At 38.7% G+C, this 23,216-nt stretch carries 23 protein-coding genes; 16 read left to right on the forward strand and 7 right to left on the reverse strand.

The features are described from left to right. Window positions 1-54: 54 nt before the first annotated feature. Complete coding sequence (acs, locus tag I6852_RS03675; RefSeq protein WP_197291389.1) at window positions 55-2,043, reverse strand: acetate--CoA ligase; 1,989 nt, start codon at window positions 2,041-2,043, stop codon at window positions 55-57. Window positions 2,044-2,241: 198 nt separating this feature from the next. On the opposite strand from acs, the gene I6852_RS03680 reads away from it, so the two are divergent. Next, the gene (locus I6852_RS03680; protein WP_197291388.1) at window positions 2,242-3,354 is read left to right on the forward strand and encodes a metallophosphoesterase; all 1,113 of its coding nucleotides are present in this window, start codon (window positions 2,242-2,244) and stop codon (window positions 3,352-3,354) included. A gap of 345 nt (window positions 3,355-3,699) precedes the next feature. After that, entirely contained in the window at window positions 3,700-4,371 is a 672-nt protein-coding gene (hsrA, locus tag I6852_RS03685) for a response regulator-like transcription factor HsrA (protein ID WP_001264984.1), read from the forward strand. Between the two features lie 788 nt (window positions 4,372-5,159). Here hsrA and I6852_RS03690 read toward each other — a convergent pair. Continuing rightward, complete coding sequence (locus I6852_RS03690) at window positions 5,160-6,203, reverse strand: 3',5'-cyclic-nucleotide phosphodiesterase (protein ID WP_197291387.1); 1,044 nt, start codon at window positions 6,201-6,203, stop codon at window positions 5,160-5,162. 30 nt (window positions 6,204-6,233) lie between these two features. Then, window positions 6,234-8,435, reverse strand: a complete 2,202-nt coding sequence (flhA, locus tag I6852_RS03695; RefSeq protein WP_001262895.1) for a flagellar biosynthesis protein FlhA — start codon at window positions 8,433-8,435, stop codon at window positions 6,234-6,236. Between the two features lie 135 nt (window positions 8,436-8,570). Between flhA and rpsO the strand changes: the two genes are divergently transcribed. The 13 genes from rpsO to I6852_RS03760 all read left to right on the forward strand — a co-directional run bounded on the left by rpsO (window position 8,571) and on the right by I6852_RS03760 (window position 18,670). Further along, window positions 8,571-8,843: a 30S ribosomal protein S15 gene (rpsO, locus tag I6852_RS03700; RefSeq protein WP_100963784.1), complete on the forward strand. Its 273-nt coding sequence runs from the start codon at window positions 8,571-8,573 to the stop codon at window positions 8,841-8,843. A 30-nt stretch (window positions 8,844-8,873) separates the two neighbouring features. Further along, a complete protein-coding gene (locus I6852_RS03705; protein ID WP_197291386.1) occupies window positions 8,874-10,163 on the forward strand; it encodes an O-antigen ligase family protein in 1,290 nt (429 codons plus the stop codon). A 129-nt stretch (window positions 10,164-10,292) separates the two neighbouring features. Further along, window positions 10,293-10,796 carry a type II 3-dehydroquinate dehydratase gene (aroQ, locus tag I6852_RS03710; RefSeq protein ID WP_000699284.1) on the forward strand — a complete coding sequence of 168 codons (504 nt, stop codon included), beginning with the start codon at window positions 10,293-10,295 and terminating at the stop codon, window positions 10,794-10,796. Between the two features lie 13 nt (window positions 10,797-10,809). Continuing rightward, complete coding sequence (locus tag I6852_RS03715; protein ID WP_197291385.1) at window positions 10,810-11,883, forward strand: aminopeptidase; 1,074 nt, start codon at window positions 10,810-10,812, stop codon at window positions 11,881-11,883. Then, on the forward strand, window positions 11,883-12,371 hold the full coding sequence (gene folK / locus I6852_RS03720) for a 2-amino-4-hydroxy-6-hydroxymethyldihydropteridine diphosphokinase (RefSeq protein WP_165567994.1): 489 nt from the start codon (window positions 11,883-11,885) through the stop codon (window positions 12,369-12,371). Before I6852_RS03715 ends, folK begins: the two co-directional genes overlap by 1 nt. Continuing rightward, a complete protein-coding gene (gene flhF / locus I6852_RS03725; protein WP_001991968.1) occupies window positions 12,368-13,744 on the forward strand; it encodes a flagellar biosynthesis protein FlhF in 1,377 nt (458 codons plus the stop codon). The genes folK and flhF overlap by 4 nt, the downstream gene beginning before the upstream one ends. Then, a complete protein-coding gene (ylxH, locus tag I6852_RS03730; protein ID WP_001064482.1) occupies window positions 13,741-14,625 on the forward strand; it encodes a flagellum site-determining protein YlxH in 885 nt (294 codons plus the stop codon). Before flhF ends, ylxH begins: the two co-directional genes overlap by 4 nt. 4 nt (window positions 14,626-14,629) lie before the next feature. Beyond that, window positions 14,630-14,944, forward strand: coding sequence for a hypothetical protein (locus I6852_RS03735; protein ID WP_197291384.1), 315 nt, complete (start codon window positions 14,630-14,632; stop codon window positions 14,942-14,944). Further along, entirely contained in the window at window positions 14,922-15,689 is a 768-nt protein-coding gene (locus I6852_RS03740) for an RNA polymerase sigma factor FliA (protein ID WP_033741836.1), read from the forward strand. The genes I6852_RS03735 and I6852_RS03740 overlap by 23 nt, the downstream gene beginning before the upstream one ends. Next, window positions 15,682-16,746, forward strand: coding sequence for a flagellar motor switch protein FliM (gene fliM / locus I6852_RS03745; RefSeq protein ID WP_000763575.1), 1,065 nt, complete (start codon window positions 15,682-15,684; stop codon window positions 16,744-16,746). Before I6852_RS03740 ends, fliM begins: the two co-directional genes overlap by 8 nt. A 3-nt stretch (window positions 16,747-16,749) precedes the next feature. Beyond that, window positions 16,750-17,613 (forward strand): flagellar motor switch protein FliY, encoded by an 864-nt coding sequence (fliY, locus tag I6852_RS03750; RefSeq protein WP_197291383.1) that lies wholly within the window; start codon window positions 16,750-16,752, stop codon window positions 17,611-17,613. Window positions 17,614-17,639: 26 nt separating this feature from the next. Next, a complete protein-coding gene (locus tag I6852_RS03755; protein ID WP_197291382.1) occupies window positions 17,640-18,176 on the forward strand; it encodes a NanQ anomerase/TabA/YiaL family protein in 537 nt (178 codons plus the stop codon). Then, a complete protein-coding gene (locus tag I6852_RS03760; protein ID WP_042629850.1) occupies window positions 18,173-18,670 on the forward strand; it encodes a DUF2147 domain-containing protein in 498 nt (165 codons plus the stop codon). The genes I6852_RS03755 and I6852_RS03760 overlap by 4 nt, the downstream gene beginning before the upstream one ends. 20 nt (window positions 18,671-18,690) lie before the next feature. On the opposite strand, the gene fur is transcribed toward I6852_RS03760, so the two are convergent. From fur to I6852_RS03780, 4 genes are all read right to left on the reverse strand, one after another. After that, window positions 18,691-19,143: a ferric iron uptake transcriptional regulator gene (fur, locus tag I6852_RS03765; protein ID WP_000824984.1), complete on the reverse strand. Its 453-nt coding sequence runs from the start codon at window positions 19,141-19,143 to the stop codon at window positions 18,691-18,693. A 159-nt stretch (window positions 19,144-19,302) separates the two neighbouring features. Beyond that, window positions 19,303-20,478 carry a replication-associated recombination protein A gene (locus I6852_RS03770; protein ID WP_197291381.1) on the reverse strand — a complete coding sequence of 392 codons (1,176 nt, stop codon included), beginning with the start codon at window positions 20,476-20,478 and terminating at the stop codon, window positions 19,303-19,305. After that, window positions 20,475-20,846 carry a heat shock protein transcriptional repressor HspR gene (locus I6852_RS03775; RefSeq protein WP_000332996.1) on the reverse strand — a complete coding sequence of 124 codons (372 nt, stop codon included), beginning with the start codon at window positions 20,844-20,846 and terminating at the stop codon, window positions 20,475-20,477. Before I6852_RS03775 ends, I6852_RS03770 begins: the two co-directional genes overlap by 4 nt. A 9-nt stretch (window positions 20,847-20,855) precedes the next feature. After that, window positions 20,856-21,722 (reverse strand): DnaJ C-terminal domain-containing protein, encoded by an 867-nt coding sequence (locus tag I6852_RS03780; protein ID WP_197291380.1) that lies wholly within the window; start codon window positions 21,720-21,722, stop codon window positions 20,856-20,858. Window positions 21,723-21,889: 167 nt separating this feature from the next. Between I6852_RS03780 and I6852_RS03785 the strand changes: the two genes are divergently transcribed. Beyond that, complete coding sequence (locus I6852_RS03785; protein ID WP_197291379.1) at window positions 21,890-23,140, forward strand: hypothetical protein; 1,251 nt, start codon at window positions 21,890-21,892, stop codon at window positions 23,138-23,140. The last annotated feature ends 76 nt before the right edge of the window (window positions 23,141-23,216 follow it).

The following is a 23,216-nucleotide window of genomic DNA, read 5'->3' on the forward strand; positions in this document are numbered from 1 at the left end:
GAAATTGGACTCTTATTATTTGGCTAAAAAACGCTAAAAAGCATTTTTTAGATTTTACTCCTCCATTTGAGCGATACTCATTATTTCTTTAACTACATTCACATCTTCTAGCGTGCTTAAATCTTGAGTGATAGGCTCTTTTTTGGCGATAGATTTCAAAAGCCTTCTCATGATTTTCCCGCTCCTGGTTTTAGGCAAACCTGGCACATACATGACATTGTCTAATTTAGCGATCTTTCCAATTTCAACGGACAAGATATGATTCATTTCTTTTAACAATTCCAAACTCTCGCCAAGATTGCATTTAGCCCCATCGCACAGCACCACAAACGCAAACAAGCCCTCTCCTTTAATCGTATTAGGGATACCCACTACCGCGCATTCAGCCACCATTTCATGCTTGGAAATAGCGCTTTCCACTTCAGCCGTGCCAATCCTATGCCCGCTCACATTCACAATATCATCTGTGCGCCCAATAATAGTGATGTATCCGTTTTCATCCACGATAGCGCCATCTCCAGAGAGGTAGACATATTCCCCATTCAACTTGATCTGAGAAAAATAGCTATCAATGTATCGTTTTTCATCGCCCCAAATGTTTCTTACCATAGAAGGCCATGGCTTAGTGATGCATAAAAACCCTTGCTCTCCGGGCTTTGTTTTGGTGCCGTCTTCGTTTAAAACTTCCGCATGGATTCCAGGCAAAGGTAAAGTTGCGCAACTGGCCCTTATAGGCGTAGCTCCCGGTAAAGGGCTGATGATATGCCCGCCTGTTTCTGTTTGCCACCAAGTATCCACGATACTGCATTTTGAGTTGCCGATTTTTTCATAAAACCATTTCCATGCTGTAGGGTTAATGGGCTCTCCCACCGTTCCTAAAACTTTGAGTGACTCTAAATTATACTTTAAGGGTTCGTTTTCGCCTTTGGCATGCAACATTCTTATAGCGGTAGGGGAAGTGTAGAATTTATCCACGCGGTATTCTTCTATCATTCTCCACCATCTCCCATAATCCGGATAAGACATCGTGCCTTCTAGTATCAAAGTCGTCGCCCCACAAGCTAAAGGCCCATAAACCACATAAGTGTGCCCTGTGATCCAGCCAATATCGGCGGTGCACCAAAAATTATCGTTATCTCTAATATCAAAAACCCACTCCATCGTCATTTGCGCCCATAGCAAATACCCTGCACTGCTGTGTTGAACGCCTTTAGGTTTCCCGGTTGATCCGCTTGTATAGAGCAAGAATAAAGGATCTTCAGAGTCCATCATTTCAGGTTCGCATTTATCGGATTGGTAATTGACCATTTCATTATAGACAAAATCGCGCCCTCTCACATAGTCAATCTCTTTGGCGTTTCGTATCACAATGAGCGCTTTTTCCACACTAGGGCAGGCATTATTTTCTAGAGCCTTGTCAAGGGCTGGCTTGAGCATATAGGGTTTGCCTTTTCTAAAAGTCCCATCCGCTGTGATAACTAATTTGGCTTGAGCGTCGTTGATCCTATCCCTCAAGGCTTCAGGGCTAAACCCAGCAAAAACGATGCTATGGATCGCTCCAATCCTAGCGCATGCGAGCATCATATAAACGCTTTCTACAATCATAGGCATATAGATAATGACTCTATCGCCTTTTTTGACATTGAATTCGTTTTTTAAAAGGTTGGCTGTTTTATTGACTTCAGAGTGGAGTTTTCTGTAAGTGATGACATTATAATCCCCCATTTCCCCTTCAAAAATGATCGCTACTTTATTTTTTTTGTCTTTTAAATGCCTGTCTATGCAATTGTAAGAAACATTGATTTTGCCGTTTTCAAACCATTTGAAAAAAGGGGCGTTATCGCTGTTTAAAACCTTATCAAAAGGTTTAAACCATGTGAGTTTTTGCTTGGCTAACTCGCCCCAAAAATGTTCATAATCTTCATTGGCTTCATGCACTAAATCTTTATATTCGCACATATTTTTAATCCTAGCTTGCTTGGCAAACGCTCTGTTAGGGTTAAAGATTTTTTTAGCGAATTCTAAATCTTCGTCTAATTGCATCGCATCTCCTTTTTCATGGTTTTAAGTGCATTTTTTATTATTATATCCAAACTCACACTCTTTTAAAGGGAGGGATACTTTTCTCTTTCTGTGTGGATTGAGACTGATAAAAAAGGAAATAGCACGATGAAACCTAAAGGGTGTATTAGCGTCAATATGATAGAATGACAGAACACTTTATGATAATAAAAGGGTGGTATGCTGATCTCCATAGCGTTTTTATTGGTTTTGTGTCTTTTGAATTATAGTTCTTTTAGGATATTGAAGTCGTTTTTAACCTTAAAGAAAATCTCTCAATACGCTTATTTATGGTTTTTTATCCTTTTGAGTGCGGGCGAGGCGGCTTTTGCTTTTTATAGAAATAACATGCCTAGCCATTTGTTTGTTTTGACTTCGGCGTGTTCGTTTGTATCTTTTATTATTTTTATCCTTTCTTTAAGTTTTTACGGGTTTTCCTACTCCATAGAAAAAATAGATTTCTTACCTTCAAGGCGTAAAGGTTTAAAAAACTTTTTAAAGTTAGGGTTTTATCTGGCGTTATTAGGGTATTTTTGGCGCGGGTTTTATGAGGGGTTGGCCCGCCCTAAAATCAAAGAAACCCCTATTTATTTAGACAAGCTGGATAAAGAATTAAAGATTATTTTACTCACAGACATGCATGTGGGGAGTTTGTTGCAAAAAGATTTTGTTGATTACATTGTAGAAGAAGTCAATCAAAAAGAAGTGGATATGGTGCTGATTGGGGGGGATTTAGTGGATGAAAACATTGAAAAAGTCAAATCTTTTTTACTGCCCTTAAACAACCTTAAAAGCACGCATGGCACTTTTTATGTGCCAGGAAATCATGAGTATTATCATGGCATAGAGCCGATTTTATCGTTTCTTGACACGCTTAATTTGACGATTTTAGGGAATGAGTGCGTGCATTTAGGGGGGATCAATTTGTGCGGTGTGTATGATTATTTCGCAAGGAAGCGTCAAAATTTTGCCCCTGATATTGACAAAGCTTTAAAAAAGCGTGATAGTAGTAAGCCTACGATCCTTTTGGCCCACCAACCTAAGCAAATTAGAAGCCTCAAAGAAAACCACTCTGTGGATTTAGTGCTTTCAGGGCATACCCATGCAGGGCAAATCTTCCCCTTTAGCCTTTTAGTCAAGTTGGCACAAACCTATTTATATGGTTTATACAAGCACAGCGACACCACTCAAATTTACGTGAGCAGTGGGGCAGGGTATTGGGGCGTTCCTTTAAGGTTTTTAGCCCCTAGCGAGATCGCATACCTTAGGCTTTTACCTAAAAATCAAGCTTAGTTAAACAAAGCTTTAAAATCTTAATCATGCGGTTAAAAACAAGGAGTTAAAAAACAACCGCCAAGACAAAGGGAAAGGAGGGGGAGGTGACCCTTTAATCTTAAGCGGTGCCAACCAAACCATAAGGAATGGTTGGATTGTAATTATACAATAAAATGGTGATTTTTAGCAAATGATTTTAAAAATTATCCATAAAAAACGCTTAAAGGCATTTTTTACAACCAACAACCAAATACAAAAGAGCTTGATTTTAACTAAAGCTTTTATTAAAATTTTCTTAAACTAATTTAAATTTATGATATAATCAGTGTTCGAATTACTCTTAAATGCAGGAGTCCATACACCATGCGCGTTCTACTGATTGAAAAAAATTCTGTTTTAGGTGGAGAAATTGAAAAGGGCTTAAATGTTAAAGGCTTTATGGCTGATGTAACAGAGAGTTTAGAGGATGGGGAATACCTTATGGATATTAGGAATTATGACTTAGTTATGGTTAGCGATAAAAACGCTTTAAGTTTTGTTTCTAGAATCAAAGAAAAGCATTCTTCTATTGTTGTTTTAGTTTCTTCTGATAACCCTACAAGCGAAGAAGAAGTCCATGCGTTTGAGCAAGGCGCGGACGATTATATCGCCAAGCCTTATCGCAGCATTAAGGCTTTAGTGGCAAGGATTGAGGCTCGTTTGAGGTTTTGGGGCTCTAATGTGATTGAAATTGGGGATTTGACCATTAGCCCTGATGAAGAAAAGATTATTTACAAGGGGCGTGAGGTTGAAGTTAAAGGAAAGCCCTTTGAAGTGCTGACCCATCTTGCCAGACATAGGGATCAAATCGTCTCCAAAGAACAGCTTTTAGACGCTATTTGGGAAGAGCCTGAAATGGTTACCCCTAATGTCATTGAAGTGGCTATCAATCAAATCCGCCAAAAAATGGATAAACCCTTGGGGATTTCCACGGTTGAAACCGTAAGGCGCAGAGGCTATCGTTTTTGTTACCCCAAACCGGCATGTGAAGAGTAAATTCCGTGGTTTGCTAAAAAATAGATTAGAATGAGGGTGTGGAGCGGGTAAAGTCAAATACTTTAATAGCGATAATAGAGACACTTATATCATGCTGGTGTTTAGCTAGGAGCATGATCATTTCATCTGCGATTGATAAGGTGTTTTGGTTAAAAAACGCTCAAATAAATTCGTATCAATTCATGGATTTAAATATTTATCAAAATACAAACTTTGGCTCCGTTTTCATTGGATATTGAAAAAGTCTTATTTTTGTGGGATTTTTATGGGATACAAGAAAAATACACAAAGAAAACGCTAGCTAAACCCTAGCTTGCACTAAAATTTTAGTGTAGTGGCGTTGTGAGAACCATTAAAACTATGATTGCTAATAGTAGTTTTATAGTTGGTCATCTCCTTTTTAAGATAGCCGCTCATTATTACCCCAAACCCTAACATGCTCCAAATACCCGCAACAAAAAACAATAAAATAGAGAGATAACTTAAAATGATTATTTGCGTTGGCGTGATGATAATTTAAAAAACCTAAAAATACTAAAAAAGCGTTTTTTACAATCAAATGATTAAAAGAGCTTGATTTTAATCAAGCGATGGATTTTTAAGCGCTCTTTTGAGGGTTATGGGGGTTAGTTGGAGGTTTGTAGGGAGAGAATTATTTTAAAACACTCCTTATTCCCTTAAAAAATGAGTTTTTGCCATAAAACGACGGAATGAAAATTTTTAAACCTTATCAAAAAGAGTTTTTAAACTCTTTTTAGTTTTTGTTAGCTTTTTCTAAACAGCTTAGTTTAAGCGTTGTTGAAGATTTCTTCAATTTGTTCTTTAATATCCCTATAATTAAAACTTTCTCTAAAGCCATCAATCTTGCCTCCGCTCGCATTCCTATGCCCGCCCCCATTAAAACACATTTGACTGAGTTCGCACACATCGCAATTCCCGTTCGCTCTTAAGCTCACATTCCCTTTAGAATTCACATCTATATAAAAATCAAAATCCGGATTTTGCGTTAAAAAAAGGTTAGCCAACACGCTAATACCCCCCATAGAATAACTTAAAAACCCTTTTTTATCCTGGTAATAAACGCTGCAATCATGCTTTTTTAAAGAGAGCAAATGCGTTTGCGCGTTTGAAGAGATATTGTCCATCGTTTCTGTATCAGGGTCGCCCCCCAGAGCGATTTTTTTAAGCTTGAACAAATCATTATCATAGGCTACAGGGGCATTTTCTAAAAACAAATAGTTTTTAACTTCTTCTAAAAGCTTTAATTTATAGTTGCGGTTTTCATCATCAAACATGAAACGATTCAATTCAGAGCTTTGGTTAATCATGCGCATACACACCTTGCCTAATTCAAAGCCATAACCTTGCGTGTCCCAAATATCCACAGAATTGACCATTTCCACCAAAGGCTCTAGCCATGTTGTGTTTTTTGACTCTAAAAGAGCGTAATGCTTTTTCAAAAATTCATACACGATTTTAGTCGCGCAGCGGTTCGTGTCTAAAAAATACCAATGGAAACTCTCAGCCACTTCCTTACCGCTGATATGGTGATCCAAAAGCTGGATTTGAATGTTTTTGTTTTGCAAGCGGTGTTCTTGGATTTTATCCTGCAAATACTGCGCTTCGTTTAAATTCAAATTCAAATCGCTAATCAAAATAAGGAATTCACTCTCTTTAGATTGAGCGATTGCGTTTAAAATCTCATAAATTCTCGCTGAAACTTCACGCCCGTAATTAGCGTTATAGCATTGGGTATTTTTAAAAAATTGTTTTGAAACAAGCTGGCATGCATAGCCGTCTAAATCAATGTGTGAAAGGTGATAAACTTGCATCATTCTCCTTTTTTATCAATTATTTATCCATTAAAAGTTAATATGGATCGTGCCTAAGGCTTCAAAATTAGAGTTAGGATCTAATTCAGCATGGCTTAGCACGACCACATCAATCCTAGCCTGCTCCATTTGATTGGAAAGGGCTTTTCTTAAATTAGGCTCTACGATCAAAATCACCGGAGCGATCCCTTTTTGCAAGACTTTCATAGCCTCTTCAGAGACCACTTCAATGAGTTTTTGCAATTCGCTCACATTGAGCAACAGGCTCTTAGAAGTGCCATTTTCTCGCAATTTATTAAGCAAAAATTGTTCGCTATCGGTAGAAAAGGTTAAAAATTTCAAACGCCCGTCTTCAGATTTAAAAGCGTTAGTGATCACCCTAGAAAGCCTTGCTCTCACTTGTTCGGTTAAGATATTCACATCGTTTTGAACCAATGGGGCAATATCGGTAATCGTTTCTAAAATAGTGAGCATGTCCTTAATGGGAATTTTTTCATGCAACAAGGCTTGCAAGACTGAGCGGATCGCACCGGTGGGGATTTTTTTACTCTCTTCTACAATTGTAGGATAGTCTTTAGCCAAGCGCTCTAAAAGGGATTTCACTTCATCTTTAGTGATAAAATCTTCAGCGTATTTTTTCACTAATTCGCTGGTGTGTGTCGCAATAACGGTGCTTGGATCAATAATGGTATAGCCTTGAATAATGGCTTCCTCTTTATTTTTAGTTTCAATCCATAAAGCGTCCATTCCAAAAGCCGGCTCTTTAGTAGGAATGCCTTCAATTTCTTTATTCACAAAACCGGTATTCATGGCTAAAAACTTGTCTGGCATCACCATGCCTTCACCAATCACAATGCCCTTAAGCTTGATTTCATAATGCGTTGGGGGGAGCTGCAAATTATCCCTGATCCTAATTTGTGGCATCAAAAAACCATAATCGCTCGCTATCTTTTTTCTAATACCCCTAATCCTTTCTAACAGATCGCCCCCTTGTTTCATGTCCGCTAAGCTGATGAGCTGATAGCCTAAAGCCAATTCTAAAAATTCAATTTTTAACACTTCATCAATCGCTTGTTCTTCTTCTCTTTTAAGCTCTTCTTGGGTTTTAGCCCTTGTGGTTGGGGTGTGGGGTTTGATTTTGGAGCTGTGGGGTTTTTCGCTCAAATCCAAGCCGAATTTTTGACTCAAATAATTTTCTAATTTAGTGAGCAACCCGTCTTTTCCCTCCCTGCTAATCAGCCATGCGATGAATAAAAAGAGAGTCCCTACAAACGCTAAAGAAAAGGTAGGGAGTCCAGGAATGGTTGCAAAAAGCAATAAAATCGCTCCCACAATCACTAAAGTTTTGCTTTTATTGGTGAGCTGTGTGATGAGTTTGGAAGCAAAATCTTCTTCTTCGTTTTGCGTGGTGCGAGTGGCGACAATACCGGTCGCTGTCGCAATGATTAAAGCAGGGATTTGCCCCACAAGCCCATCGCCAATGGTTAGGATAGTGAAAGTGCTAGCGCTAAAGCTCAAACTCATATCCCTTTGAAACACGCCCACTAAAAACCCTCCAATAATATTGATAAGCGTGATGATGATAGAAGCGATCGCATCGCCTTTGACGAATTTAGACGCGCCATCCATCGCGCCATAAAAATCCGCTTCTTGGCTTAGAGCGGCGCGCCGTTTTTTGGCTTCCTTATCATCAATAAGCCCTGAGTTTAAATCCGCATCAATCGCCATTTGCTTTCCTGGCATAGCGTCTAGAGCGAATCGCGCCCTAACTTCAGTAACCCTAGTAGAGCCATTAGTAACCACCAATAAATTCACTAGCACTAAAATACTAAAGATAATCGCCCCAATCACATAATTCCCGCTCACGCTAAATTCCCCAAACGCCGTGATAATATCGCTCACCGCGCTAGGCCCTTTATAGCCTTGGGTTAAAATCATTCTAGTGGTGGCGACATTTAAAGCCAAGCGGTATAAGGTTACAATGAGTAATAAAGTGGGGAAAGCGCTAAAATCAGTAGGCTTGTCAATATAAAGCCCGATTAAAATAATCAACACCGACAGCGCGATAGAAATCGTGAGTAAAAAATCCAACACAAAAGGCGGTAACGGCACGATAATGATCGCTAAAATAGCGATCACAAAGACCACAAGGGCTAAGTCTTTGGATTGCAAAAAGCGTTTAAAGACAGGGAAAGTCTTTTTAAAAGCTAATTTAGAGCGTTCGTTTGCCATAATCTAAAATCAATGCCTTAATTTTGGTAGGTGTGTTTGTCTCTTATTATAATATAAAGTTTAAAAGTATGGCACAAAAAAGCTTATTTTACGCTATAATATGATCTTTATTAAATTACCAATTAGGAGGTCGTTATGGCTTTGAATCTGGAGAAAAAACAAGAAATCATTAAGGCGTTTGCCACTAAGGAAAACGATACGGGTTCTTGTGAGGTGCAAGTGGCGTTGTTGAATGAAAGGATCAGGCTTTTAACCGAGCATTTAAAGGCTAACCCCAAAGATCATTCCAGTCGTTTAGGGCTTTTAAAATTAGTCGCTCAAAGACGCAACTTGTTGAAATACATCAAACGCACCGCTCATGCGCGTTATGTGGTTTTGATTGAAAAGTTAGGTATTAAAGACAGATAATTTTTATCGGTTTTAGGGTATGGCGAGTTTGTGTTGAAAGAGCGTTTGAAAGTCTTTTTTAGTGCGGACTCTGTTTTCACTTTAATTTTTGCCCTTTTCTTTCTCACTTCGTTTAAAAAGCCTTTAACTCAAGTCTTATTGATTGTTTTAATGGTTTTTTTGTTTTTTAGGTGTTATTTCCAAGCGTCTTTGAAAGAGACCTTTAGAGTTAATCATCTAAAAACAATGCCTTTTAAATGGCTTACTCTGGCTTTTTTGGGCGTGTTTTTAAGCATCTTCCCTAACATGTTTAACATGTATGATAGCCAAACTTTCCGCTACAATTTATTCGCTCTAAACATGTCTTTAACTTATGCTTGTGGGGCGTTATGCTTGCTTTTTACTAGCCGTTTAAGAATCAAATTGAATCAAAAAATCCTTTTTTATAGCATGGCTGTGGCAAATTTCATCAACGGCTTGCTTTCATTGGTGCAAAAAATTTATTTTAACATGCCCAGAGCGCAAGGGTTTAGCACGGTTAAGGAGTATGTGGTTTTAGTGAGCGTGTCCATTTTAGGCTGTTACATTTATGCACTCTATTCGCAAAGTCAAAAAGAGAAACTTTTTTTCACCCTTTCTGTTTTTGTGGGGTTTTTAGTCGTTATTTTAAGCGCCACAAGGAGCGCGACAATCGCTTTTGTAGCTACTTTTTTAATCCTTTCTTGCTTTATTTTATACGCCAAAAAATCGCTCAGACCATTGGGTTATATGGTGGTTGTGAGTCTTATTTTGAGCGCTTTGTATGTGGGGAGTAACGCTTTAGAAAAAAGGGGGGCAATAGAGCAATCTAGGGTTCAAAACCAAAGCTTTGAAGAAGATTTGAAACGCTACGCTAAAAAGGACGCTGATAGCAGTATCGGGTGGCGTTTGGAGCGCTGGAAAGAAGCCCTAACGGTTTTGCGTTTAAGGCCCTTTTTTGGTATGGCCGCTAGCGAGAAATGCCAGAGGTTAGAAGAGATTTTATCCTTATCAAAGTCTTATAGAGCCAAAGATTTGATTCTTTGTTATGAAAGGTATGACAATCAAATCATTCATGTTTTAGCCACTAGGGGGATCATAGGCTTTTTAATCTGGCTCTTTTTTTTATTAGTTATTGTAAAGATTTTTTGGAGCGGGATAAAACAAAATTCTTTAATATCGCTCTTTATATTAACGACACTCACTTTTTACCTCATTTTTGGCATCGGGTTTGACCCCTTTGATTTCTTCATTACGGGAAGTTTTTTTGTAGGAATGGTCATGATGGCTGTTTTTTTAAAAAAGGATAAAAGCGCTTTTTAGCATCAAAGAGTTTGATGTTAGTCAAGCGGTAGTTTCTTGTGATGCGCTCTTAGGGGGATTTAAGGGGTAAGATAAAAACTTATGCTATAATGCGGTTTCATTCCATATTCAACAAGGAGAAATAAATTAATGAAAATTTTAGTGATTCAAGGGCCTAATTTAAACATGTTAGGACACAGAGACCCAAGACTTTATGGCATGGTAACTTTAGACCAAATCCATGAAATCATGCAAACTTTCGTGAAACAAGGCAATTTAGATGTGGAATTAGAGTTTTTTCAAACCAATTTTGAGGGCGAAATCATTGATAAAATCCAAGAGAGCGTGGGCAGCGATTATGAGGGGATTATCATTAACCCTGGAGCGTTTTCGCACACTTCTATTGCGATTGCGGATGCGATCATGCTAGCGGGCAAACCCGTTATTGAAGTGCATCTCACTAACATTCAAGCCAGAGAGGAATTCAGGAAAAATTCTTACACTGGAGCGGCTTGTGGAGGCGTGATCATGGGATTTGGCCCGCTTGGTTACAACATGGCTTTAATGGCGATGGTCAATATTTTAGCCGAAATGAAAGCGTTCCAAGAAGCCCAAAAAAACAACCCTAATAACCCCATTAACAATCAAAAATAAAAGGGGGCTACCCATGAAAGGATTAGAAAGAGAATCGCATTTCACGCTCAATGAGAACGCGATGTTTTTTGAGTGCGCTTATAGTTGCGATAACGCTTTGTTTTTGCAATTAGACGATCGCTCGTTTTTTATCACTGATTCTCGCTACACTCAAGAAGCTAGAGAAAGCATTCAGCCTAAAAATGGCGTTTTAGCGGAAGTGGTAGAATCTAGCGATTTAGCGCAAAGCGCGATTGATTTGATCGCAAAGAGTTCTGTTAAAAAGCTCTTTTTTGACCCCAATCAAGTGAATTTGCAAACCTACAAGCGTTTGGATTCAGCGATTGGGAGTAAGGTTATTTTAGAGGGCGTGCCTAGTTACCACCGCCAAAAACGCATCATTAAAAACGATCATGAGATCCAACTTCTCAAAAAATCTCAATCGTTGAATGTTGAAGCTTTTGAAAATTTTGCCGAGTATGTGAAAAAGATTTTTGATGAAAAAGAGTCATTGAGCGAGCGGTATTTGCAGCATAAGGTTAAGGACTTTTTGACTAAAGAGGGGGTTTATGATCTGAGTTTTGAGCCTATTTTAGCCTTGAATGCGAACGCGAGCAAGCCCCATGCTTTGCCTAGCACGAAGGATTTTTTAAAAGCGGAGCATAGCATTCTTTTGGATATGGGGATCAAATACGAACGCTATTGCTCGGATAGGACTCGCACGGCTTTTTTTGACCCTAAAGATTTTGTCTTCAAAAGAGAGCAGAGTTTCAAGGATAAAGAGCGTCAAAAGATTTATGATATTGTGAAAGAAGCGCAAGAAAAGGCTATTTCAGGCATTAGAGCGGGCATGACCGGTAAAGAAGCGGACAGCTTGGCTAGGGGAGTGATTAGCGATTATGGTTATGGGCAGTATTTCACTCACAGCACCGGGCATGGCATTGGCTTAGACATCCATGAGCTTCCCTATATTTCATCGCGCAGTGAAACCATTTTAGAAGAGGGCATGGTGTTTTCTGTAGAGCCTGGGATTTATATCCCTGGGTTTTTTGGGGTGCGCATTGAAGATTTAGTGGTGATTAAAAATTCTAGGGCCGAGCTTTTGTGATGCGAGAGATCCTTACTAACCGCTTTTTCCCCAGCCTTTTTAAAAAAAGGCTTGATTTTTCTAACAGAGTGGTTTTAGGGTTGGGATCTAATCTCAAGAATCCTTTAAAAATATTAAAAAATTGTTTTTTATATTTTAAAAATCATAGTAAAATCGGGAAAATTTTTTCTTCGCCCATTTATATCAATCCGCCTTTTGGTTACACTAATCAACCTAACTTTTATAACGCTACGATCATTCTTAAAACATCTTTAAGTTTGCGCCATTTTTTTGCTCTGGTTTTTTATATAGAAAGGCGTTTTGGGCGCCAAAGGAAGCGCGATTTTAAAGACGCTCCAAGAACTTTAGACATTGATATTATCGCTTTCAACCAAGTCATTTTAAGGCAGAACGATTTGGCTTTACCTCACCCTAAATGGAGTGAAAGAGACTCGGTGTTAGTGCCTTTAACTTTGCAACAAATTCTTTTTAAAAAAGGGGAGTGGTGAAATTCTATACCTATAGTGGGGAGACGGCCGCTGAAGCTTTAAAGATCGCTCAAAGCCACCATGGGGTGGATACGCTGGTGTTTAAAACCCAAGAAATCCGTAAAAAAACGCTCACTTCTTCTGGGCTTTATGAAATCGTTGTGGCGGTTGAAGAAGAAAGCGAAAACAAACCCCCTAAAGCCCCCCTTATTCCTGAAAGTTTGTATGATGAAGAATTGAATGAAGAAGATGTGGTCATGCAGCTTTCAAGCACTGTAGAAGAAATGCGCAAACTCGCCGGGGTTTCATCTAATCAGCGCAACTATAGTTTTTCAAAAAATAAGACTCTTTTAGAAAAAGACGCTCCATTAGAGGATGCGCCCTTAGAGGCTAATAAGCAAGACGCCTTGTTGCAAGCCTTAAAAGATGAAGCCAACCATAAAAAAGAAAGAGAAAAAAGAGAAGTCAAACAAGAAGAAGAAATTAAAGACATCAATCTGCAATTAAGTAAAATCAGAGACAGCTTAAAGCTTATTCAAAACATGTTTTGGGATGAGAAAAACCCCAATTCTGTCAATATCCCTCAAGAATTTGCAGAAATTTACAAACTAGCCAAACAAAGTGGCATGAAATCCAGCCATTTAGATGAAATCATGCAATTAAGCCTGGAATTGATGCCTTTACGCATGCGGGAAAATTCTGTAACGATTAAGCGCTATTTTAGAGAAGTGTTGCGCAAAATGATCTTGTGCCGCCCTGAAGATTTGAATTTGAGGCAAAAACGCATTTTAATGCTTGTAGGGCCAACAGGCGTGGGGAAAACGACGACTCTAGCCAAATTAGCCGCACGCTATTCTAGAATGCTAGCGAAAAAATACAAGGTGGGCATTATCACTTTAGACAATTATCGTATTGGGGCTTTGGAGCAATTAAGCTGGTATGCTAATAAAATGAAAATGAGTATAGAAGCGGTGATTGACGCTAAGGATTTTGCTAAAGAAATTGAAGCTTTGGAATACTGCGATTTTATTTTAGTGGATACGACAGGGCATTCGCAATACGATAAAGAAAAAATTGCCGGTTTGAAGGAATTTATAGATGGGGGTTATAATATTGATGTGTCCTTAGTGCTTTCGGTTACCACTAAGTATGAAGACATGAAAGATATTTATGATTCTTTTGGGGTGTTAGGGATTGACACTTTAATCTTTACGAAATTAGATGAGAGTAGGGGGCTAGGGAATTTGTTTTCTTTAGTGCATGAAAGCCAAAAGCCTATCAGCTATCTTTCTGTCGGCCAAGAAGTGCCTATGGATTTGAAAGTGGCTACTAATGAATATTTAGTGGATTGCATGCTAGATGGCTTTAGTAACCCTAATAAGGAACAAGCATGAACAATCAAGCGAGCCGCTTGGATAATTTGATGAATCTTAAAAACCCTAAAAGTTTTTTTGATAATAAGGGGAATACCAAATTCATCGCTATCACAAGCGGTAAGGGAGGCGTGGGGAAATCCAACATTAGCGCTAATTTAGCTTATTCTTTATATAAGAAAGGTTATAAGGTAGGGGTGTTTGATGCGGATATTGGTTTAGCGAATTTAGATGTTATTTTTGGGGTGAAAACCCATAAAAATATCTTGCATGCCTTAAAAGGTGAAGCCAAATTACAAGAAATCATTTGCGAGATTGAGCCCGGGCTTTGCTTAATTCCCGGGGATAGTGGCGAAGAAATTTTAAAATACATTAGCGGTGCGGAAGCTTTAGATCAATTCGTGGATGAAGAGGGGGTTTTAAGCTCTTTGGATTATATTGTGGTTGATACGGGAGCTGGGATTGGAGCCACTACACAAGCGTTTTTGAATGCGAGCGATTGCGTGGTGATTGTTACCACACCCGATCCTTCAGCGATTACGGATGCGTATGCATGCATTAAAATCAACTCTAAGAATAAAGATGAATTGTTTCTTATCGCTAACATGGTAGCCCAACCTAAAGAGGGTAGGGCGACTTATGAAAGGCTGTTTAAAGTGGCTAAAAACAATATCGCTTCATTAGAATTGCACTATTTAGGGGCGATTGAAAACAGCTCCTTATTGAAACGCTATGTGAGGGAGCGCAAAATTTTGAGAAAAATAGCCCCTAACGATTTGTTTTCGCAATCCATTGATCAGATAGCGGGCCTTTTGGTTTCTAAATTAGAAACCGGCGCTTTAGAAATACCAAAAGAAGGTTTGAAAAGCTTTTTTAAAAGGCTTTTGAAGTATTTGGGGTAGACTGATGAGAGTTCAAAATTTTATCCATTTTTCTGTTGTGGTAGGGTTTTTTTTAGGGTTAGTGTTTTCGGTGTTGAAATTCAATGAGCCAGAGAGCATTTTATTATGGACGGTGTTATCCACGCTTGGAGGATACTTGATCGCGTTGTTATTCGCGTCTATTTTTATCACTTGCACGGATTTAGATATTTGTCTTTTTGACAAAAAAGGCACTGAAGAGAGCTTGCTTCGTTTCAACCATGAGTTTAAGAACAGAGAAAAAGAAGTGGCTAGTATTTTAGAATACATTAGAAGTTATGATTTTGATGATGGAAAATAGAATGCCCAAAGGAATTCAAAAAACTGAAACCAGCGAAAAAAATATAGAAAAGGTTTTGAACGCCTATGATAAGCAACAACACCACCATCAAGACGATCTCGCTATCCAGTATTTACCGGCCGTGCGCGCGATGGCGTTTCGTTTAAAAGAGCGCTTGCCCAGCTCTATTGATTTTAACGATCTGGTTTCTATTGGCACTGAAGAGTTGATTAAATTAGCCAGGCGTTATGAGAGCGCGTTAAACGATTCTTTTTGGGGGTATGCTAAAACGCGCGTCAATGGGGCGATGTTAGATTATTTGCGCTCTTTAGATGTGATTTCTCGCTCTAGTAGGAAACTCATTAAAAGCATTGATATTGAAATTACCAAACACCTTAATGAGCATGGGAAAGAGCCTAGCGATGCGTATTTAGCAGAAGCTTTAGGCGAAAATATTGAAAAGATTAGAGAAGCCAAAACGGCCTCAGATATTTATGCGTTAGTGCCAATAGATGAGCAATTCAATGCGATTGAGCAAGATGAAATCACTAAAAAGATTGAAGCAGAAGAGTTGTTAGAGCATGTCCAAAAAGTATTAAATCAAATGAGCGAACGAGAGCAAATCCTTATCCAGCTTTATTACTTTGAAGAGTTGAATTTGAGCGAGATTAAAGAGATTTTAGGCATCACTGAATCGCGCATTTCTCAAATCATTAAAGAAGTGATTAAAAAGGTGCGTAAATCCTTAGGAGTGGATCATGGCTGATATTTTAAGCCAAGAAGAAATTGATGCGCTTTTAGAAGTCGTTGATGAAAATGTGGATATTCAAAATGTCCAAAAAAAAGATATTATCCCGCAGCGTAGCGTAACCCTCTATGATTTCAAACGCCCTAATCGTGTGAGCAAGGAGCAGCTGCGCTCTTTTAGGAGTATCCATGACAAAATGGCTAGGAATCTTTCTAGTCAAGTTTCTTCTATCATGCGTTCTATTGTAGAGATCCAACTCCACAGCGTGGATCAAATGACTTATGGCGAATTTTTGATGAGTTTGCCTAGCCCTACAAGTTTTAATGTCTTTTCCATGAAGCCTATGGGAGGAACAGGGGTTTTAGAGATTAATCCTAGCATCGCTTTCCCTATGATTGACAGACTATTAGGGGGCAAGGGGAGCGCGTATGATCAAAACAGGGAGTTTAGCGATATTGAATTGAATTTATTGGATACGATTTTACGCCAAGTGATGCAAATTTTAAAAGAAGTGTGGTCGCCCGTGGTGGAGATGTTTCCTACCATTGACGCTAAAGAATCCAGCGCGAATGTGGTCCAAATCGTCGCTCAAAATGAAATTTCTATCATGGTGGTTTTAGAGATTATTATTGGGCATAGCCGTGGGATGATGAACATTTGTTACCCGGTGATTTCCATTGAGAGCATTCTTTCTAAAATGGGGAGTAGGGATTTGATGCTTTCAGAAACGAACTCTAAAAAGAGCCGTAATAAGGAATTGCAAGCGCTATTGAGCGGGGTGAGCGTGGATATGATCGTGTTTTTGGGTGCGGTAGAATTGAGTTTGAAAGAAATGTTGGATTTAGATGTGGGGGATACTATCCGGTTGAACAAGATCGCTAATGATGAAGTGAGCGTTTATGTGCATAAAAAAAAGCGTTATTTAGCGAGCGTGGGGTTTCAAGGGTATAGGAAAACCATTCAAATTAAAGAAGTGATCTATAGCGAAAAAGAACGCACTAAAGAAATTTTAGAAATGCTAGAAGAACAGCGCAGAGGCAAAGTGGGCGATATTATGAAGATAGAAGAAGAGTGAGAAATGCAAGATTTTATTAAGATTTTTATTCAAGAGGTTGTTTCTACTTTAGAAGGGTTAGTGGGTAAGGCTCCAAGCGTGGGATTAGAAAAAGAAGTTTCTAGTAGTGAAGAATCTTTTTTGAAATTAATCAGCGCGCCTTATGCAAGGGTTAAGATTAGCGCGATTGAAAAAAATGAAAGTCCTATTGAATTACTGGCTCCGGCAGATTTAGTTACCGCTTTGAGCGATTTGATGCTAGGGGGTGAGGGGGCGAGTAAGGAAGAAATGGATAATGACGATTTAGACGCTTTTAAGGAAATGGCTTCTAATATTTTTGGCGCGATCGCTACAAGCTTGAAGTCTCAAGAATTGCTCCCCAAACTCAATTTCACTACCACGGACGCTGAAATCGCTAAGGAGCTTCCTAAAAAAGAAGATTACGCTAAAGCGATGGTGTTTTCTTTTAAAATGGAAGCCATCAAAGAAAGCCAAATCATTTTATTGACTACGGCAGCTTTTGAACGCCAATTTGAAAAAACGCATAAAGAAGAAAAAGAAGAAACGACACAGAGCGCTACTGAAGAGATTAAAACCCATGATGCGTCTTTAGAAAACATAGAAATCCGCAATATCAGCATGCTTTTAGACGTAAAATTGAATGTTAAGGTGCGTATTGGGCAAAAAAAGATGATTTTAAAAGATGTGGTCTCTATGGATATAGGGAGCGTGGTAGAGTTGGATCAATTGGTGAATGACCCTTTGGAAATTCTTGTAGATGACAAGGTGATCGCTAAGGGCGAAGTGGTGATTGTGGATGGGAATTTTGGTATTCAGATCACGGATATTGGCACTAAAAAGGAACGCTTAGAGCAACTGAAAAATTAAACCATTAAAGTAAAGAAGGAAGGAATATGGCTATTTTTGGGGAATTAGGCTCGCTTGGGCATTTGTTTAAAAAAACGCAAGAATTAGAAATTTTGTATGCGTATTTAAAAGAGGTCATGCAAAAGGGTAGTGGAGCGAATCAAAGGGTTTTAAACCTCGATCCTAATACGGAATTTCAAACGCCTTTAGGGCATGGCATTTTTAGCATAGAGCAGAGTTATTGTTTAGAGCATGCTAAGGAAAGCGAGAAAGGCTTTTTTGAAAGCCACCAACAATATGTGGATTTCCAGCTGATTGTCAAAGGCGTTGAGGGGGCTAAAGTTGTAGGTATCAATCAAGCCACCATTAAAACCCCTTATAATGAAAAAAGAGATTTGATCGTTTATGAGCCGGTTCAAGAGGCTTCTTTTTTGCGTTTAGATGCGGGCATGCTGGCTATTTTTTTTGAAAACGATGTGCATGCGTTGAGGTTTTATGGGGAGTCTTTTGAAAAATATAGGGAAGAGCCGATTTTTAAAGCGGTCGTTAAAGCACCCAAAGGATTGATCAAATTAAAATTATGAAATTGGTGAGTCTTGTTATAGTTTTTTGTTGTTTTTTAGGGGCTGTAGAGTTGCCTGGAATTTATCAAACTCAAGAATTTTTATACATGAAAAGCTCTTTTGTGGAGTTTTTTGAGCATAATGGGAAATTTTATGCTTATGGTATTTCTGATGTGGATGGCTCTAAAGCCAAAAAAGACAAGCTTAATCCTAACCCAAAACTAAGGAATCGCAGCGATAAAGGCGTGGTGTTTTTAAGCGATTTGATTAAGGTCGGAGAACGATCTTATAAAGGCGGTAAAGCGTATAATTTTTATGACGGCAAGACCTACTATGTGAGGGTTACTCAAAATTCAAACGGGGATTTAGAATTCACTTCAAGCTATGATAAATGGGGGTATGTGGGCAAGACTTTCACTTGGAAACGCTTGAGCGATGAAGAAATTAAAAATCTAAAACTCAAGCGTTTTAACCTGGATGAAGTCCTTAAAACCATTAAAGATAGCCCTATTTAAGCTAGCTTTTTTAAAATCTTTTAACATTCACTCTCTTGGCATTCTTTGCACCACACAAACATTTTCATGTCATGGCTGATCAGCTTGGCTTGGTATTTTTTAACGACTTCGTTCTGGCGGTTTTCAATTTCAGGGTCTGCAAATTCAATGATCTTACCGCAATGCAAACAAATGATGTGATCATGGTGCTCTTTAGCCGCAATTTCATAGTGCCGACCGCTTTTTGAAGTCTCTAAAACACAGATAAAATTTTCTTTTTCTAAGAAATTCAAAATGCGATAGACTGAAGAAATGCTGGTGTTTTTGTCCTTTTGGCGGATAGAATGCGTGATTTCTTCAGGGCTTAGGTGTGTGCCGCTGCGATACAAAACGCTCACCACTTCTTCTCTTTGTTTTGAATTTTTGAGTCCGTTTTTTTTGATAGACATTCTCAAGCGCTCTAAAATAGATTCTAAAGTTTCTAATCTTTTCATGCTAATATTTCCCTTATCCGTAAAATGATTTTTATAACTAGAATATTATTATACAATAATAATGCGATGAAACATAGATAAAACTCATTATTATTTTAATTCAATCAAAAAATATTGATTTTTTATTACCATTGTCGCATTTTAATGTAACTTATAAGATCAATTTCTTATTTTATCAAGCCATTCTAAAAGGGTTTTTTCAAACCCTATGCCTTGAGAAGAAACCAAATCTAGAGGTTTTTCTAAATAATCTTGTTTGACATAGCCGTTATAATCATGCGGGTAAAGATAGTCTTTAGAATGAGGCAGCAGGTGTTTAGGAATAGGGTAGAGCAAGCCCTTTTGAACGCAATCCAAAGCCTGATTGATCGCTCTATAAGCCGTGTTAGACTTGGGCGAACAAGCCAAATAAATCACGCACTGGCTTAAAATGATGCGCGCTTCAGGGTAGCCGATTTGTTTGACTGAAAACAAGCAAGAAGCGGCTAAATTAAGGGCGTTCGGGTTGGCGTTACCAATATCTTCGCTCGCAAAAATCACCAACCTTCTGGCGATAAATTCCGGGTTTTCCCCACCAGCAATCAGGCGCGCCAGATAATAGATGGAAGCGTTTTCATCGCTCCCTCTTAAAGATTTGATTAACGCGCTAGTGAGATTATAATGCGTATCATCGCTATAAGATCCGTCATTTAGGCTATGAGGCCGTAAGGATTGCAAGGTTTTTAAAGTGATAGGATCTTCTATTTTAGCGCTCAAATCTAAAAGGTTTAATAACGCTCTGGCATCGCCAGCGCTGTTGTTTAAAAGATAGGTTTTGGCGTCAGGCTCTATTTGTTTTTTGAGTAATGTTAAAGCTTTAGCGCAAAGCCTGTCTAAATCGCTCTTTTTTAGGGGGGTTAATTCAAAAGTAAAACTTCTTGAGCGGATCGCATGGCTTAGGCTGTAATTAGGATCTTGCGTGCTAGCCCCTAAGATTAAAGCGTGATTTTTTTCCATAATGGGGAGTAAAAATTCTTGTTGGGTTTTATTCAGTCTGTGGGTTTCATCAATAAAAACAACGGGCTTTAAAAGGGTGTTTTGGTAATTTTTAAGCTTAAGGCGTAAATCCTCTAATTTGAAATCCGTCGCATTGAATAAAAGAATGGGGCACTCTAGCATGCAGGCGATGATTTGAGCCAGGCTTGTTTTACCCACGCCAGGAGGGCCATAAAAAAAGGCATGGGGGAAGTGTTTGGATTGTAGGGCTTTAAATAAGGGGGCGTCTTTCCCTATTAAATGCTCTTGGCCTAAAAAATCTTCTAGGCTTTTTGGGTTTAAAAGCGAAGTCAGGCTCATTTTTTAAACAGAATCAATTCGTAAAAATTAGTAGGGGTGTTTAAATTTTTCGTTGGGGTTTTGTGGTTTTTAGAGTGTTTTTGCAGAGCGTCTTGCAATTCTTTATTGAGATTGTCTAATTCATCAAGCTTTTCTTTTAAACGCAAGATAATATCCACGCCCGCTAGATTAACCCCCATATCCCTTGTAAGGCGTAAAATCGTTTTGATTTTGTCCATGTCTCGTTGGGAATACAAGCGCATTTTCCCATCAGTCCTGCTAGGCTCTATCAAACCCTCTTTTTCGTATTGGCGCAAGGTTTGAGGGTGCACGCCTAAGATTTTAGCCACAACGCTGATTAAATAAAGCGGTTCATCATAATCGCACACGATTCCTCCTTACAATTCTTTTTCTAATAACGCTTTTAACTCATTAGAAAGCGTTTCGGTTTTAGGCAAAATCAAACGAGCTTGCAAATACAAATCCCCCACATGCGAAGTTTTTCTGTTTTTAATCCCTTTGTCTTTGATGCGGAATTTTTGCATCGCTTTGGTGTTAGGGGGAATGGTTAGGGTTAAGGTTTTATGCCAAGTAGCGATTTCAACCTTCCCTCCAAAAAGAGCCGTTTTTAAGGGTAAATCAAAGATTTGGATAATATCGTCTTTCTCGCGCCTATACATTTCATCTTCTTCAATATGAATCTGCAAGAGCAAATCGCCCCTACCCGTTCGCCCAGTTTTCCCTTTGTTGCGAACCCTGATTTTTTCGCCCTCTTCCACGCCGATAGGGATTTTAAGGCTAAAAGTCTCATTATTGATGCTCACTTGTTTTTTATTGCCTAAAAGGGTGTCTAAAACAGAGACATTTAAAGTGGCGGTCATGTCTAAATTTTCAGGGGCGAAATTGGAAAAATTAAAGCCAGAAAAGCCTTGCGAGTTTTGAGAAAATCTTTGTGAAAAGCCTCCTTTCCCAAAAATAGAGCTTAAAATATCGTCTAAATCTTCATTAGCACTACGACTTCTGGCAAAATCGCTGAAATTCTGCCCGCCAAACATGTTATCGCCAAACTGATCGTATTGGCGGCGTTTTTCTTCATCACTCAAAATTTCATAAGCGGCGTTGATTTCTTTGAATTTCTCTTCGGCTTCTTTGGTCTTGTTCAAATCCGGGTGGTATTGCCTAGCTAAACGGCGGTAGGATTTTTTGATTTCATCTTGGCTGGCGTTTTCGCTCACGTTTAAAGTTTGGTATAAACTCTTGCTCATGAATCACCTTTAAAATAGTTTTATTAGAATACTATCATAAATCTTTAGTGTTAGTCAATCAAGTTTATTGATAATGTTTAGTGGTAATAGAGATTTTAAACCCGTTTCAGCACAATTAAAAGGAATTTTAACTAAAATATTGAGTTTAAATCCACGATGAGTTTTTAATGCAATATAAGAAAAATAAGAAAAGATATTATTATTTAGCGTTAGGGATCCTTTTTTTAAATGGTCTGTCTTTGAAAGCTTTAGAAATTGCAGTCAAACCTTTTGGCTATCTGGGGTTATTATATAATCAAGGGGCGCAAAAAAACCCTCACAGCTATGTGGGGGCTTTAGCGCGCCTTGGGGTGGATTTTTCTTATAGCAACGGGTGGTCCTTTGGCATCGGAGCGATTGGGGCTTGGAATATTTATAACAAACAGCGTTTGGCTAACCTTTACATCAGTCTAGGGAATTTTTTTGGTAACCCTAACAACGTTAAACCTTATTTGAGTGCTGGCGATGTTTCTGATGCGTATCTTCAATACGCTAACCAGCGTTTTAAAATCGCTTTAGGGCGTTTCAATACCGATTTTGTGGATTTTGATTGGATAGGGGGCAATATTCAAGGGATCTCTGTGGCTTTTAAGCAAAATTCCATGCGTTATTTTGGGATTTTTATGGATAGCATGCTTTATAATGGGCATCAGATCAATAAAGAGCAAGGGAATCGGATCGCTACTTCCCTAAACGCTCTAGCGTCTTATGACCCTGTGTCTAAACGCTTGTATGTGGGGGGGGAAGTGTTTGTTTTAGGCGCAGAATACAAGCATGAAAATCTTAAAGTGGTTCCTTTTATTTTAACGGACACCCGCTTGCCTTTGCCCACCCAAAATGTTTTAGTGCAAGTGGGGGGTAAGTTGGAGTATGACGCTTCTTTAGCTAAGGGTTTCACTTCGCACACTCTAGTGCATGGCATGTATCAATACGGCAACACTGATAATGCTACCAACGCTAAAAATGCCGGCTTGTTTTTGATCGATCAAACTTTTAAATACAAAATTTTTAATTTTGGAACGGGTTTTTATATCGTTCCGGCAAGGAACAATAAGGGCTATCTATGGACTTTTAACGACAGGACTAAATTCTATGGCCGTGGGATCAACGCACCCGGTGTGCCAGCGATTTATTTTGCAAACTCCAGCATTTCAGGCTATGTTTTTTTAGGGCTTAAGACTAAAAGGGTGCGTTTAGACGCAATGGTGGCTTTTGGGGATTATCAAGAATATTCTTTAATGAGCAGTTTTAGGGTTTGGACTTATAGGAGTTTGTCTTTTGATATGGGTGGGGGGTATGTGTATGCTTACAATTCTAAAGCCACGAGAAAAAGCCTTGGAAATAGTTCTTTTGTCTTTTTTGGGAAGTTTTTGTTTTAAAAAAATGCCGTTTTTACAATCAATAGCAAAGGGCTTGCCAAAAGTAAGCGATAAAGTAAGCGATAATTTCTTCTTT

This window comes from Helicobacter pylori, assembly GCF_015904775.1.
Taxonomy (GTDB): domain Bacteria; phylum Campylobacterota; class Campylobacteria; order Campylobacterales; family Helicobacteraceae; genus Helicobacter; species Helicobacter pylori_DM.